13 protein-coding genes and 1 pseudogene are annotated in these 13,722 nt (G+C 70.7%); 7 read left to right on the forward strand and 7 right to left on the reverse strand.

Annotated features, from left to right (window positions below; all coding sequences use genetic code 11):
- Positions 1 to 67: 67 nt before the first annotated feature.
- The 4 genes from ABD378_RS42200 to ABD378_RS42215 form a co-directional block, all read right to left on the reverse strand.
- Positions 68 to 2,539: a dolichyl-phosphate beta-glucosyltransferase gene (locus tag ABD378_RS42200; RefSeq protein WP_344530472.1), complete on the reverse strand. Its 2,472-nt coding sequence runs from the start codon at positions 2,537 to 2,539 to the stop codon at positions 68 to 70.
- Complete coding sequence (locus tag ABD378_RS42205; RefSeq protein ID WP_344530502.1) at positions 2,536 to 3,249, reverse strand: GntR family transcriptional regulator; 714 nt, start codon at positions 3,247 to 3,249, stop codon at positions 2,536 to 2,538. Before ABD378_RS42205 ends, ABD378_RS42200 begins: the two co-directional genes overlap by 4 nt.
- 220 nt (positions 3,250 to 3,469) lie before the next feature.
- Positions 3,470 to 4,831: an aspartate aminotransferase family protein gene (locus tag ABD378_RS42210; RefSeq protein ID WP_344530475.1), complete on the reverse strand. Its 1,362-nt coding sequence runs from the start codon at positions 4,829 to 4,831 to the stop codon at positions 3,470 to 3,472.
- A gap of 370 nt (positions 4,832 to 5,201) precedes the next feature.
- Positions 5,202 to 5,687, reverse strand: coding sequence for a hypothetical protein (locus ABD378_RS42215; protein ID WP_344530477.1), 486 nt, complete (start codon positions 5,685 to 5,687; stop codon positions 5,202 to 5,204).
- Positions 5,688 to 5,759: 72 nt separating this feature from the next.
- Here ABD378_RS42215 and ABD378_RS42220 point away from each other — a divergent pair.
- Together ABD378_RS42220 and ABD378_RS42225 are read left to right on the forward strand one after the other, a co-directional pair.
- Positions 5,760 to 6,443: pseudogene (locus ABD378_RS42220) on the forward strand (response regulator transcription factor); the annotation flags it as partial.
- Positions 6,444 to 6,661: 218 nt separating this feature from the next.
- Positions 6,662 to 8,086 carry a sensor histidine kinase gene (locus tag ABD378_RS42225; RefSeq protein WP_344530479.1) on the forward strand — a complete coding sequence of 475 codons (1,425 nt, stop codon included), beginning with the start codon at positions 6,662 to 6,664 and terminating at the stop codon, positions 8,084 to 8,086.
- Here the strand turns inward: ABD378_RS42225 and ABD378_RS42230 are convergent.
- Both ABD378_RS42230 and ABD378_RS42235 read right to left on the reverse strand, forming a co-directional pair.
- Positions 7,977 to 8,831 (reverse strand): VTC domain-containing protein, encoded by an 855-nt coding sequence (locus ABD378_RS42230; RefSeq protein WP_344530481.1) that lies wholly within the window; start codon positions 8,829 to 8,831, stop codon positions 7,977 to 7,979. The two genes, ABD378_RS42225 and ABD378_RS42230, sit on opposite strands and share 110 nt — an antisense overlap.
- Positions 8,828 to 9,493, reverse strand: coding sequence for a DUF4956 domain-containing protein (locus ABD378_RS42235; RefSeq protein WP_344530483.1), 666 nt, complete (start codon positions 9,491 to 9,493; stop codon positions 8,828 to 8,830). Before ABD378_RS42235 ends, ABD378_RS42230 begins: the two co-directional genes overlap by 4 nt.
- Before the next feature lie 158 nt (positions 9,494 to 9,651).
- Here ABD378_RS42235 and ABD378_RS42240 point away from each other — a divergent pair, with 158 nt between their 5' ends.
- From ABD378_RS42240 to ABD378_RS42255, 4 genes are all read left to right on the forward strand, one after another.
- On the forward strand, positions 9,652 to 10,254 hold the full coding sequence (locus ABD378_RS42240; protein WP_344530485.1) for a DJ-1/PfpI family protein: 603 nt from the start codon (positions 9,652 to 9,654) through the stop codon (positions 10,252 to 10,254).
- Entirely contained in the window at positions 10,251 to 10,751 is a 501-nt protein-coding gene (locus tag ABD378_RS42245; protein ID WP_344530487.1) for a MarR family winged helix-turn-helix transcriptional regulator, read from the forward strand. Before ABD378_RS42240 ends, ABD378_RS42245 begins: the two co-directional genes overlap by 4 nt.
- 109 nt (positions 10,752 to 10,860) lie before the next feature.
- Entirely contained in the window at positions 10,861 to 11,271 is a 411-nt protein-coding gene (locus ABD378_RS42250) for a hypothetical protein (RefSeq protein ID WP_344530489.1), read from the forward strand.
- Positions 11,271 to 11,582, forward strand: a complete 312-nt coding sequence (locus ABD378_RS42255) for a transcriptional regulator (protein WP_344530491.1) — start codon at positions 11,271 to 11,273, stop codon at positions 11,580 to 11,582. Before ABD378_RS42250 ends, ABD378_RS42255 begins: the two co-directional genes overlap by 1 nt.
- Before the next feature lie 136 nt (positions 11,583 to 11,718).
- Here ABD378_RS42255 and ABD378_RS42260 read toward each other — a convergent pair whose 3' ends face one another.
- Positions 11,719 to 12,276 carry a hypothetical protein gene (locus tag ABD378_RS42260; RefSeq protein ID WP_344530493.1) on the reverse strand — a complete coding sequence of 186 codons (558 nt, stop codon included), beginning with the start codon at positions 12,274 to 12,276 and terminating at the stop codon, positions 11,719 to 11,721.
- Positions 12,277 to 12,626: 350 nt separating this feature from the next.
- On the opposite strand from ABD378_RS42260, the gene ABD378_RS42265 reads away from it, so the two are divergent.
- A partial coding sequence (locus ABD378_RS42265) for a serine/threonine-protein kinase (RefSeq protein WP_344530495.1) occupies positions 12,627 to 13,722 on the forward strand: 1,096 nt, incomplete at its 3' end.

The following is a 13,722-nucleotide window of genomic DNA, read 5'->3' on the forward strand; positions in this document are numbered from 1 at the left end:
CAATGGATGGCATATCGGACGTCGGATGTTCCTTGCGCTCAGGCAGCGTAGTCGGGGCCGACGCCCCCTAGCTGCCCTTGTGCAGATCCCAGATCCACACCCCGTCTACCCACTTTCCGGGGCGGTCAAGGAGTTCCTCCACCGTCTCCCGCAGTTCGGCGTCGTGCGGTTGCGGGGCGAGGACCAGGACTCCCGCTTTCCAGTACGTCAGGTCCTCGCGGGCCGCCCTGCGCCACGCGTCCGTGATCTGCGGGGCACGGCCCGACGAGCGGACGTCCCGCAGGAGGTTCGACGTGTTGCGGGGCGAGGCTCCGTAGATGCCCACGCGGTCCGGCCCCCAGGGGCCGTTGAAGTAACCGCCGGGGAGGGGAAAGCCCAGGTCGGCGGTGGTCTGCCAGTGCAGCGCCTCCGCACCGGCCGGATCCGGGAGCGGTACCGGTACGAGCGACTCGCCCTTGCCCAGGTACTTCCGCCAGGTTCCGTCGGCGACGAAAGCCGGGACCTCCGACCGCTCCACAGCCCGCAGCGGCGCCGGCACGATCGGCAGGAGCGCGAGGGCGACCGCGGCGACACCCGCGTACCCCGCGGCCGTCATCCGGTGCGAAGAACGGCGCGCGGAAGCAAGGAGGCGGGCCAGCGCGAGCGCCACCAGCATGCCGAGCGCCGGGGCGCACACCATCGCCACCCGCGACTCGATCACCGACTCGAAGAGGGGCGCGTGCGCGAGGACCGCCCACGGACCTGGAAGCACGATGTCCGTCAGGGGGATGCGGAACTTCGGGCCGAGCGAGAGGAACGCCGCCGCGAGCACCGTGAAGGCCAGCGCCTTCACCAGCGCCCGCTCCCAGAGTCGTACGACGATCGCGAAGGCCAGCGCGACCAGGGGCCAGCCGTAGAAGGCGTTCTGCTCGGTGGGGTTCTGGGAGAGGGCGGACGCGGTCTTCTCGTTGCCCGCGAGCGAGCGTTCCGAGAAGGAGAGCAGCGCGAGCGGGCTGTTGCCCGCGTTGTCGCCGTGCAGCACGCTCGTGTAGCTCTGCGGCCCGAAGAACTGCCAGTAGAGCGGGAAGGCGACCAGGGGGACGGTGACCGCAACGGCCACTCCCAGGCCGCGCGCCAGCGGCCGGAACGCGTCCCTCGCGACATCCCGGCGCACCACCCCGTACGCCGCCGCGAACAGGAGCATGCCCATCGCAGCGAGCAGCAGCGGCTCCTCGCCGAGGAAGATCTGGTACGTCGTGAAGAGCCCGAGGACGACCCCGTCGCGTACGACGCTCGTGCCCTCTCCCTCTTCCCCGCCCTCGCAGAGCCGCAGCGCCCTGTCGATGATCAGCGGGATCATGAACAGGACCATGAAGTTCGGGTGCGCGTGGGCGTGGCTGATCATCGGTGGCGCGAAGGCGGCGAGCGCCGCGCCGACGGCTGCCGCGCCCCGGTGACGTACGAGACGCCTGACGATCAGCCAGTACCAGGCGACCGCGGTCGCGGCCAGGCCCAGCGTCATCGCCGCGTTCAGGGCGACCGCCGGGCCGAAGAGCCAGGTCACGGGGGCGAAGGGGACGGAGAGGCCGAGCATGACCGTGTTGGCCATGAGGTTCACGCCGTCGGGATGGTTCTGGAGGGTCGTGAAGAGAGGGTTCTGGAGGTGGCGGACGTTGTCCGCCGTCACAGCGAAGAACCACTCCCATTGGTTCTGGTCCTGCAGCGAGTCCGGGAGATAGCGGTCGCCCGGCGCCACCCAGCGGCCGGAGTAGAGGGTGACGGCCATGGCCAGGAAGAGCGCCGCGACGAGCAGATCCATCGGGCGGACGGATCGGGCCTTGAGCGAGGTCAGTTCGGCCAGGACCTTCACGTAGTCGACCGGGCGGACCTTCGAGCCCTCCTGGTGCGCCCAGCGCACCGGCACCTCGGCGACCGGCCAGCCGGCGCGGCGGAAGTACTGCAGTATCTCGACGTCGATCCCCCAGCCGCGCAGGCGCGACGCGGCGAAGGCCTCACGGGCACGGTCGCCGTCGAAGAGCTTGAAGCCGCACTGCGTGTCGCGGACTCCGGGGACGGCGACCGTACGTATGAGGAAGTTGCCGGTACGCCCCATGAGTTCACGCAGGCGGTGCTGGTGGCTCTCGATCGTCGCGCCGGGGCGGGCGCGGGAGCCGATCGCCGCCGCGTGGCCGTCGGTGAGCGCCTTGTCGAGGCACTCCAGCTCCTCGATGGGAGTGGCCAGATCGGCGTCGGTGATCAGGACGCGGTCGCCGTGCGATGCGAGGACACCGAGGCGCAGGGCGTGGCCCTTGCCGAGGTTGCGGCCGGAGTGGATGAGGCGGACGCGGGGGTCGGCGGCCTCGGCGTCGGCCGCGATGTCGAGTGTGCCGTCGGTGGAGCCGTCGTCCACGACGATCAGCTCCCACCGGGTGCCGCGGTCGCCTCCCTCGGACCCGTCCCCCGTGCCTTCCTCCAGGTACGCCCGGATCGCGGCGAGCGTGGGAGCCAGGCGCCGCTCCTCGTTGTAGGCGGGGACGACGACGGTCAGATCCACGCTCATGCAGCGGCCAGCCGCTCGATGAGGGCGAGTGAGTGGGCGTTGTACTCGGCGACGATCGCGTGCGCGGCCTTGGGGTCGCGGTGCGCGAGGGCGTCGACGAGCTCGGTGTGCCGGGCCCAGAGGGTGCCGCGCAGATCGCCGTCGCCGTGTTCGACGGCGCGGCGGAGGTAGGTGACGGCGCAGACCCAGGACTGGACGCGGATGCGGTGCAGGAAGTCCGAGAGGTAGGGGTTGCCGAAGAGTGCGCTGAGCTCGCGCCAGAAGCGGAGGTCGTAGCCGATGAGGACGTTCAGGTCGCCCGCGCAGGCGGCGCGTGCGGCTTCCTCGCCACGGCGGCGTACGGAGATGAGCGCGGCGGAGGCTTCCTTCTGGCCCTTGGGCCCCAGCGGGGTGCCCTTCTTCTCCAGGTCGCGGAAGATTCCGTCGGAGACGAGGCCGCGGGCCTCCAGCATGCCGCGGTAGTCGGCGAGGGTGTGCTCGTGGACGCGGTAGCCGCGGTGCTGGTCGGCGTCGAGGAGGCCTTGCGCCGCGAGGTTCACCAGGGCCTCGCGGACCGGGGTCGCGGAGACGCCGTACTGCTCGGCGATCTCCTTGACCGTGAACTCCTGGCCGGGCTCCAGACGGCCGCCGAGGATCTCATCGCGCAGCGCGTCGGCGATCTGCTGGCGCAGAGTGCTGCGGATGACGGCGGAGCCGTCGGTGCCGGGCATCTGGGGGTCCCTCGGGGTCGTCTTGGTGGTCGTCACTTGCTTACGAGCACGTCAGACTACGCGGTCGGGGTTCCCGGGGGCGGGGGCCGATTCCGGGCGGGGGGCCGTCCGCGCCTGTGCCGCCGCTTCGCGGCGGTTCTTCCCGCCCACCCATCCGATCGCCCCGCAGGGGCCTGGGGTGGGTGAGCGGGAGATGTCCGTCACGAAGCGGCGAACCCGGTCAGGCGGTGTGTTCGTCCGCCACGGTCAGCGCAGCGTCCAGCGCCGCGAGGCCTTCCTTCGCCTCCGTGTCCGTGATGTTGCACGGCGGCACCACATGGGTGCGGTTCATGTTGATGAAGGGCCACAGGCCCTGCTTCTTCGCGGCGGCGCCGAACGCGGCCATCGGGGCGTTCGCCGCGCCCGTGGCGTTGTACGGGACGAGGGGCTCGCGGGTCTCCTTGTCCTTGACCAGTTCCAGGGCCCAGAACATGCCGAGGCCACGGACCTCGCCGACGCTCGGATGCCGCTCGGCGAGCTCCGCGAGGGCGGGGGCGATGATCTCCGTACCCACCCGGGCCGCGTTCTCGACGACGCCCTCCTCCTCCATGACGTTGATCGTCGCGACGGCCGCGGCGCAGGCCAGGGGGTGCCCGGAGTACGTGAGACCGCCCGGGTAGGGCCTGCGGGCGAACGTCTCGGCGATGGCGGAGGAGATCGCCACGCCACCGAGCGGGACGTAACCGGAGTTCACGCCCTTCGCGAAGGTGAGGAGATCGGGAACGATGCCGCCGTCGAAGTGATCGGCTGCGAACCACTTGCCGGTGCGGCCGAAGCCCGCCATGACCTCGTCGAGGATGAAGACGATGCCGTGCCGGTCGCAGATCTCGCGTACGCCCTTGAGGTAGCCCGGCGGCGGGATCATGATGCCGGCCGTGCCGGGGACGGATTCGAGGATGATCGCCGCGATGGTCTGCGGGCCCTCGAAGGCGATGGTGTCCTCGAGGTGCTGGAGGGCGCGCTCGCACTCCTGCCGCTCGTTCTCGGCGTAGAAGGGGCTGCGGTAGAGGAACGGCGCCCAGAAGTGGACGACGCCCGCCGTGCCGTTGTCGGAGGGCCAGCGGCGGGGGTCGCCGGTGAGGTTGATCGCGGCGGAGGTGGCTCCGTGGTACGAGCGGTAGGCGGAGAGCACCTTGGGGCGGCCGGTGTGGAGGCGCGCCATGCGGGTCGCGTTCTCCACGGCTTCCGCGCCGCCGTTGGTGAAGAAGATCTTGTCCAGGTCGCCGGGGGTGCGCTCGGCGATGAGGCGTGCGGCCTCGGAGCGGGCTTCCACGGCGAAGGCGGGCGCGAAGGTCGTCATCGTCGCCGCCTGCTCCTGAATCGCAGCGACGACCTTCGGGTGCTGGTATCCGATGTTCGTGAAGACGAGGCCGCTGGTGAAGTCGAGGTAGCGGTTGCCGTCGTAGTCCCAGAAGTACGAGCCCTCGGCGCCGGCTACGGCGAGGGGGTCGATCATCTCCTGTGCGGACCAGGAGTGGAACACGTGCGCGCGGTCCGCCGCCTTGACGGCGGCGCCGACCTGGGGGTTCGGCTGAGGGGTCATGTGGGCGAGGGTAAATGTCCACGGTGTGGACTGGACATGGGCGGTCTGTTTCGCGGCAGCGGGGGGCACTGGACAGTGTGTCGGGGCCCCCGGGGTGGGGGCTCTGCACCCTGCCGGTGCGGGGCCTCGTTCATCGGCGTGGCTCGGCACCGGGGCGTTGGTTTTCTCCCCAACCCCGCCCCTTCCCGAAAACCCGCTCTGGCGCGGGGGCCTTGCGTGCCGTCAATCACCGGCTCCGCCGAGCTCGTCCTCAAACGCCGGACGGGCTGAAAGCCCGAAGCCCTCCTCAAACGCCGGACGGGCTGAAAATCCAACCCCCGCCCCTCGAACGCCGGAAAGGCTGGGAAGCCTGCGACGGGCCGGGGAACCCTCAATCATCCGCGTCCGCCACCACCCTCGCCCGCGGCTGCCCGTCCTCCCCGCAGCGGATCTCGTACGGCAGGTCGTCCCGCTCGTCGTCGTCGCTCGGTTCCGCCTCCAGGTGGGCCACCGCGCCCGGGCCGCGCTCCACGTCCTCATCGATGTGGAAACCGTCCGCCGGGCTCCACGAGACGAGATACACCGTCCCGTCAGCCCTGCATTCGACCGTCGCCGTCCCACCCGTGAACCGCAGGGTCGAACGTTCGGCGGGCGTCTTTGAGGGCTTGCTCGGCGTCGTGGACGGGGGCTTCGACGGAGAGTGGGACTCCGGCGGTGTCGCCGCCAGAGCCCGCTCCACCGCACCCTCGTCCAGGGGACGACTGTGCGCCGCGCCCCCGCTGTCCGAAGTGGCCAACTGCCAAGCGCCCAGCGCTCCCGCAGCCGTGCCCACCCCCACCCATGCCGCGGTCACCACCGCGCTGCGCCACTTCCTCATCCCGCCACTGTGCAGCACAGTTTCCTAACGCCCGGTTAAGGGCCGCCCAAAGCACCTGACTACGGTGGATGTATGGCCCATCTTCTCGTCGTGGAGGACGATCCCCAGCTGCGCGGCGCCCTGGTGCGTGCCCTGCGCGACAAAGGGCACGCCGTCGCGACCGCGCCCAGCGGCATGGCAGGCCTGGACGCCGCAGTGACGACCCACCCCGACCTCGTCGTACTCGACCTCGGGCTCCCGGACGTCGACGGTGCCCAGATCCTGCGCATGCTCCGTGCCGTCAGCGACGTACCCGTCATCGTCGCGACCGCGCGCGACGACGAACCGGAGATGGTGGCCGTCCTTGAGGACGGAGCCGACGACTACATCGTCAAGCCCTTCGGCGCCGCCCAGTTGGACGCCCGCATCAAGGCGGTCCTGCGCCGCCTCGGTGCGACCGACGTGGCGGAGGAGCCCCTGCACGTGGGAGGCCTGACCATCGACCCGGCCTCCCGCGAAGTCACCCTCGACGACCAGCCCCTCGACCTCACCCCCCGCGAGTTCGACCTCCTCACCTACCTCGCCCACCGCCCCGGCCAAGTCGTCTCCCGCCGCGAACTCCTCGCCGAGGTGTGGCAACAGCCCCTGGGCGGCGCCGACAAGACCGTCGACGTCCATCTCTCCTGGCTCCGCAGAAAGCTCGGCGAGACGGCCCAAACACCCCGCTACCTCCACACGGTCCGCACGGTGGGAGTGAAACTCACACCACCTGAGGAAGCCCCCGCCCCCACGCTCCCGCAGCCGCTCGACGCACGCGAGGGGACGTGCCGGTATGTCCGCCCGGAGCACGGCTCCCAACGCTCCGGCGCCGAAGCAGCCCCGCGGCCACCGGACGATAGCGAGGACGGACATACCGGCGCGGCCCCGCCCCAGAACAGCCAGGCGCCCCACCGCGGCGGCGAGGAGAACACACACCCAGGCCCAGGGGCCAGCTGATGCGCCGCAGCCTCCTCCTCCTCACCGCAGCCACCACCGCCCTCGTACTGACCGCCCTCCTCGTCCCCCTCACCCTCCTCACCCGCACCCACGCCGCCGACCGCACCACCGCCGAGGCCACCGCCCGCGCCCAGTGGGTCGCGCACGCCATCGGCCCCGCCCTCGCCACCCGGGACGAGCGCGAGACAGCCGAGCAGACCGTGGAGAGCGTCAACACCCAGAATCTGCCGGTCACTTCACTCGTCCTGGCCGACGGCACCGTCATCGGACCGAAGCCCCGACCCCAGCAGAACGCCCGTATCACGGACGCCATCCGCCTCGCCCGCACCGGCCGTGCCTTCACCTACGAACCCTCCACTGGCGGCCGTCAGGTCCTCGTCCCCGTCCAGGGCGCCGCCGACGGCACCGCCGTCGTCCAAGTCACCCTCACCGAGCGCCAGTTGTACGCGGGCACCATGACGTCCTGGCTCGTGCTCGCCGGGATCGGGGTCGGCCTCGTCCTCATCGGGCTGCTCCTCGCCGACCGTCTCGGCGCCCGCCTGGTCGGCGCGACCCGCCGCCTCGCCCGCACCGCGGACCGCCTCGCCGCCGGCGACCTCTCCGCACGCGCCACGCCCGAGGGCCCGCCCGAACTCCGCCTGGTGGCGGGCCAGCTGAACCACCTCGCCACCCGCATCGACGAACTCCTCACCGCCGAACGCGAGAACGCCGCCGACCTCGCCCACCGCCTCCGCACCCCCGTCGCCGCCCTGCGCCTGGACGCCGAGACCCTCCGCGACACGGAGGAGGCGCAGCGCATCGCCGCCGACGTCGCCGCCCTGGAACACAGCGTCGACGACGTGATCCGTAAGGCCCGCCGCCCATTGCGCGACGCCCCTTACGCGGACCTGGCGGCCGTGGCCCGCGAACGCGCCGAGTTCTGGCAGCCGTTGGCGGAGGACCAGGGCCGCACAACAGAGACATCAACCCACGACAAGACAAATCCAGTTCCCACCCCGGCACTCGCCCCCGTCCCCGTCCCCGTCCCCGAGGACGACCTCACCGCAGCCCTCGACGCCCTCATCGGCAACGTCCTCGACCACACCCCCCAAGGCACCCCGTTCCGCATCACGGTCCGCACCACCCCGACCGGCAAGGCAGAACTCACCGTCGCCGACGAAGGCCCCGGCCTCCCACCGACGTACGCCGCGGAACGCGGCACCAGCGGCGGCGGCTCCACGGGCCTGGGCCTGGACATCGCGCGCCGGACCGCCGAAGACGCGGGCGGCACCTTCGCCATAGCCTCGGACGCCACCCACGGCACCCGAGTGACCCTCACCTTCCCGCAGGCGCCACAGGCCCCACAGGCCCCGCAGGCCCCGGCACCCCCAAGGCCCCCGAGGCCCGCGGAAACGCGACCCGGACAGCCCGGGCCCACCGGTTGACCCCCAACTCCGGCCGCAGCGCGGCGAACCCACCGCAGTACTTCGTGAACTCCGCGGCCCGCACCCCGTACCGATGCAGCACCCGGTCCGCCTCCGTAAGATGCCCCTGCGTCTTGGTCTCCACCAGGACCAGCCCGGAATCCGCCGCGACCGACCGCCCCGTGGCCACATCCCGCACCACGAGCCCCGCGTCACACGTGATCCGCTGACCGTCGGCGACAAAGGTCGCCCGCTGGTACTCCGTGACAAGCGCCTTGGTCAGCCCGCCCGGCGCCTCGATCCCGTACGACCCACGCAGCACGCCCGCGAGGAACCCCTGCCGGGCGGCATCCAGCACACAGTCGTCGCCCTGAAGACGCTGCCGGTGCTTGACCGTCTCGCCCCGGCCGCTCTTCAGCTTGATCTCGAACTGCCGCTCACCGCTGTCCTGGTAGACCCGCTCCCGGATGCGGTAGCGCAGCCGCCTGCCCTGCCGGTGGTGGTGGTAGGTCAGCAGCTCAGGGGTGTCGTAGTACGTCGAGTGGTAGCTGAACCAGCGCTTTCCGCCGATGCTCAGGGCTCGGAACGGGCCCGAGGCGCGCCGCGGATCCGTGAGCAGCGCCGCCAGGTCTTCGAAGATCTCGACCGGCACGAGATAGCTGTTGTCGTAGCGGGCGAGCAGCTCGGCCCGTGCGTTGACCTCGTCGAGCGAGATGGGGTGCGCGGCGAGCGCGGCCCGTCCGATGGCGCGTACGGCGGGGTTCACACGGTCTCCTTCTGGTGGGGGACGGCAGGCGTGCGGGACCGGGTCGTGCGGCGTCGTGGTGCTGTACGTATGAACTCCCCGGCCCGCTCTGAAGGTTCCGGCTGCCGGAAGCGGACTTCCAGAACCATGAGGTCACGGACGTAGTCGACCTCCTGGACGGTCCAGCCGAGCGGTTCCCCCAGGCGTCGCGCCAGCTCGGCGCGGAGGGCGGTCTCCTCGCGGTACACGGCGTCCAGTGTGATGACCGCACGCCGGTCACCGGCGAAGAGGCGGGGATGGTCGGCGCCGTACATCACCAGGAGCAGCACGGCCGCGAGCCCGGCGGCGACCGGCAGGTCCAGCCCCGGAAGTCCGCAGAGCAGCCCGAGCACGAGGGTGATGAAGTAGTACGCGACCTCCTGGTGCTGCACGGCGTCCGAGCGGAGCCGCACGATCGAGAGCACCCCGAAGAGCCCGAAGCCGAGCGCGAGCCCGCCATTGCCGCCGGCGCTCGCGAGGGCGGAGACGACCGCGAAGAGCGCGACGTTCAGGGCGAGGTATGCGGGGACCAACTCCCTTCTACGGTGCCGTGGATAGAAGACCCCGAAGGTCAGGAGGGTCACGGCCACCAGGTCGAGGCCGAGGTGGGCGGCCATCTGTCCGAGGTTCTCTGCGCTGTCCATGACCAGGACGCTAGGGAACGGCGGGTTAAGGGCGCCCCCAGCGAGAGTTAACGAGCCCGACGCTCAGCTCCGCAAAAGCATTGACAGCATGCTGTCTATTTGACAGCATGCTCACATAAGCGCACAGCGGCACAGCATCCCACCCCGTGGAGGCAGTCATGACCCGCAAGCCGAAGCCCGTGCACCTCGCCGTCTACGACACGCTCGCCGACTGGGAGCCCGGATACGCCACCGCGTACCTGGCCCGCGCCGGGTACGAGATCCGGACCGTCGCAGCGGACTCGCTCGCCCCCGTCACCACCGCGGGCGGCGTCCGCATCCAGCCCGACCTGACCCTCGCCGACCTGCGGCCCGATGACAGCGCGCTGCTGATCCTGCCGGGCGCCGACCTGTGGGACACGGGCGACGACCTCGCCCCCTTCGGCCGCGCGGCCCGCGCCTTCCTCGACGCGGACGTGCCGGTCGCCGCGATCTGCGGGGCCACCGCCGGGCTCGCCAGGGAGGGGCTGCTCGACGAGCGCGCGCACACCAGCGCGGTGTCGTTCTACCTCGCGGCCACCGGCTACAAGGGCGGCGAGCGGTACGTGGACGTCGACGCCGTCACCGACGGCGGGCTGACCACGGCGGGTCCGACCGAGCCCGTGGCCTTCGCCCGCGAGATCCTCGGGCGGCTCGGCGCCTTCGAGGGCGAGAAGCTGGATGCCTGGTATCGGCTGTTCCACGACTCGGACGCGTCCGCGTACGAGGTACTGGAGTCGTGAGCGCCGACCGCACCCCCGACCAGGTGCGGGAGCAGCAGGACCTGCTCTCCCGCACCGCCCTCGGTGTCTTCCGGCTCAACGGTCAATTCCTCTCTGTGGCCGATGAGTTGGCCAAGCCCGGCGGCCTCACTGCCGCCTGGTGGCAGGTGCTCGGCGCCGTACTGCGCGAGCCCCTGCCCGTGGCCGGGATCGCCCGCGCGATGGGCATCACCCGGCAGAGCGTGCAGCGCATCGCCGATCTCCTCGTGCGCCGCGGCCTCGCCGAGTACGTGCCGAACCCCGCCCACCGCCGCGCCAAGCTCCTGCGCCCCACGGACGAGGGCCTGACCGCGGTCAGGAAGATCGGCCCCGGCCATGCGGACATGGCCGCGCGGCTCTCGCAGGCGCTCGGCGAGGAGGAGTTCGCCGAGACCGTACGGGTGTTGGAGCGGTTGTCCGGTGTCCTGGCCGAGACGGTCACGGAAGCGGATACGGAGCAACCCGCTACGGAGCCGTAGCAGGCGCAGGAATTCCAGTTAGTTGCGTGTTTGCCAAGTGAGTGCGAGGATCGCAAGTGAACGATTCGCACGACCTTGAACGATTCGCACGACCTTGGGGGGTTTCCACATGGACCCACAGACCGCCGCCGACCAACTCGCCACCGCCGAGCGGGCACCCGCCCTCAACCGGCCCGCCTCGACAGGTGAGCGCGTGGGGGGAGTGGTGTCAGTAGCCGCGTTGTTCGGCGCCCTGTGGGCGGCTGCCGAACAGAGGGTGCCGCTTGTACTCGGCATCCCTGTGTGCCTGGCAGGGCTGGCAGTCGTGGTCGGCTGGAACTACTTCCACCGCGAGCGTGCCCTCCGCCGCCCCCATACCCCTCTGGAGAGCGGGCTCGGAATCGCAGCCGGCTTCCTGCTGGGCCTTCCGGCGGGCAATGTCCTGTGGGACACCCCGGACTCCACCATCGGCATCGTGGTTCCGGCCGCGTTTCCCGCGCTGGTCCTGCTGGGCTACTTGGTGTCGCGGTGGAGGACCTGATGAGCGAAGACGGACAACACCGGCAGGCACTGACCACGCTGATGCATTCGCCGGTGCGCCTGGCCGTGCTTGGCACCCTGCGGCGCGTGCACAACGCGTCGTTCGCTGATCTGTGTGAGGCTCTCGAACTGGATTCGCCGGAGCTCTCACGGCAGTTGCGCGTCCTGGAGGAAGCGGGTGTGGTGGAGCTGGCCAAGCTGCGCGGCGGCCGGGAACGCCGTGTGCGCACTTTCGTGCGCCTGTCCGACGACGGGCGCACGCGGTTCGAAGAGTATCTCGCGCACCTGCGGGCCCTGGTCGGCGAAAGCTGACGGAACTCAAGTGGCAGAAAGGGGGCGAGGCTTGATGACCGCGCCCCCTTTGTCAGTGCCGGATCAGGATTGCCAGTTCCGGATCAGGCGATTGCCAGTGCCGGATCAATCAGGCGACTGGCTCAGCACGCGGCTGTCAGGCCCACGGGGTGGCGCACCAGACGGCGTAGGTGCCGAGCGAGGCGGCCAGTCCGGCGACACCGCCCTTGACGCCCACCTTGATGCCGCGCTTGGCGGCCTCCTTGATGATCAGCTTGGCCGCGTCCGTGAAGTGCTTCTTCTTCAGCTTGGCCGTGATGGCCGCGGTGGCGCCGCCCAGGCCGCCGAGGCCGACACCCTTGAGCAGGCACGAGGTGTAGCTGCCGTAAGCACCCACGGGGATGTCGCCGCTGATCTTGGCCTGGATCGCGTCGGCAAACTCGGCGCCGAACTCGGCGCGGGTCTTGGCGTAGTCGAACTCTCCTGCCTCGTTGAGGACGTCGCCGTTCTCAAGGGCCTGGAGGTAGCGGGCCAGTTCATCGACCTGCTCGGTGGTGGGCTCACTGTCGATGCCGGTGTTCTGGGCCGCGGTGCCGGTGCTCTCGGCTTCGGGCGCCTCGGAGGCGTTCGCGGTACCGATGCCGGTAAAGGCAACAGCACCGGCCACCACAGTGGAAATCACAGTCGTGCGAAAGCGCAGAACGCTGCGGTTCACGTAAAATCCTTAGTGCGTTGAATGCGCACGAGGTGAGGCCCGGTGATGCTGTCGCGGCCTGCGAAACCTGATGGCATCGCCGGCCTCCCCCCGTGCAACGTCATATTCCCGAATTGGCCTGGACCATCCGGGTTGGGCGAGAAAGACGTTAACGCCCCTCAAGGAACAGTTCAATTTGTCGCAAAGTGATGCCCCTCACCGGCAGATTGCGGAACGCCCGAGGCCCCGCACCCGTCGCACCGCCGCGGAACAACCCGTTACGGACCCGTAGCAGGCAGTCCGTGCCCCGATGTCCTACCGCCCCACTATCCTCGATCTGTTGCACACCAACGGGGGAGGTCGGCGCGACGATGGAGAAGCTCGGGCCCGGGGATCCACAGCGAATAGGCGCTTATCGGCTGCTCGCGCGTCTCGGCGCGGGCGGCATGGGGCACGTCTATCTCGCGCGGTCCGACCGTGGACGCACGGTCGCGGTGAAGCTGGTGCGTGAAGAGCTTGCCGAGCAGGAGGAGTTCAGGAGCCGCTTCCGGCAGGAGGTGCAGGCGGCACGGCGGGTCGGCGGCGCATGGACGGCGCCGGTGCTCGACGCGGACACCGAGGCGACGATCCCCTGGCTGGCCACGGGATATGTCGCAGGACCCTCGCTCCAGAGCGTCATCTCGCGCGACCACGGTCCGCTGCCCGAGCGGTCCGTGAAGATACTCGGCGCCGGACTCGCCAACGCCCTCAAGGACATTCACGCGGCGGGCCTCATCCACCGCGACCTCAAGCCGTCGAACGTACTCGTCACGATCGACGGACCCCGCGTCATCGACTTCGGCATCGCCCGCGCGCTGGAGACGGTGACCGACGGCGGACTGACCCGCACCGGCGCGCTCGTCGGCTCGCCCGGCTTCATGGCGCCCGAGCAGGTGCGTGGCGACCGGATCACCCCGGCGTGCGACGTGTTCTGCCTGGGTTCGGTCCTCGCGTACGCGGCTTCGGGCGCGCTGCCTTTCGGCACGGCCAACAGCGGCGTGCACGCGCTGATGTTCCGTATCGCGCAGGAGGAGCCGGATCTGGAGGGTCTTCCGGAGGAGCTGGCCGAGCTGGTCGGCGACTGCCTGCGCAAGAACCCCGCGGACCGGCCGACGCTGGAGCAGGTCCTGGAGCGGACGGGGGCGCAGGACACGCTCGGCGACGGCGGGCGGACGCGCGATCCCTGGCTTCCGGGTGCGCTTGTGGCCCAACTGGGGCGTCATGCCGTGCAGTTGCTCGACACGGAGAATCCGGACGAGGAGAGCGGGGCGGGCGGGGCGGATGCGGGGCCCGCGAAGGGGCCGGTGCCGCCGGTGCCGCTCACGCCGCCCGAGGACCCCTCGGCGGGGGGCGAGGGTGACGCACCCAAGGCTGCCGGGACCGATGCCGCGGCATCGGCTGCGGCCGGGAGCGGAGCCGCGCCAGCGC

It is taken from the genome of Streptomyces rectiviolaceus, from assembly GCF_039533825.1.
Lineage (GTDB): Bacteria > Actinomycetota > Actinomycetes > Streptomycetales > Streptomycetaceae > Streptomyces > Streptomyces rectiviolaceus.

Excerpts from the sequence above, each read along its gene's own strand:
- ABD378_RS42200 (WP_344530472.1), bottom strand. The coding sequence starts at position 2,539 with ATGAGCGTGGATCTGACCGTCGTCGTCCCCGCCTACAACGAGGAGCGG.
- ABD378_RS42205 (WP_344530502.1), bottom strand. The coding sequence starts at position 3,249 with ATGCCCGGCACCGACGGCTCCGCCGTCATCCGCAGCACTCTGCGCCAG.
- ABD378_RS42210 (WP_344530475.1), bottom strand. The coding sequence starts at position 4,831 with ATGACCCCTCAGCCGAACCCCCAGGTCGGCGCCGCCGTCAAGGCGGCG.
- ABD378_RS42215 (WP_344530477.1), bottom strand. The coding sequence starts at position 5,687 with ATGAGGAAGTGGCGCAGCGCGGTGGTGACCGCGGCATGGGTGGGGGTG.
- ABD378_RS42225 (WP_344530479.1), top strand. The coding sequence starts at position 6,662 with ATGCGCCGCAGCCTCCTCCTCCTCACCGCAGCCACCACCGCCCTCGTA.
- ABD378_RS42235 (WP_344530483.1), bottom strand. The coding sequence starts at position 9,493 with ATGGACAGCGCAGAGAACCTCGGACAGATGGCCGCCCACCTCGGCCTC.
- ABD378_RS42240 (WP_344530485.1), top strand. The coding sequence starts at position 9,652 with ATGACCCGCAAGCCGAAGCCCGTGCACCTCGCCGTCTACGACACGCTC.
- ABD378_RS42250 (WP_344530489.1), top strand. The coding sequence starts at position 10,861 with ATGGACCCACAGACCGCCGCCGACCAACTCGCCACCGCCGAGCGGGCA.
- ABD378_RS42255 (WP_344530491.1), top strand. The coding sequence starts at position 11,271 with ATGAGCGAAGACGGACAACACCGGCAGGCACTGACCACGCTGATGCAT.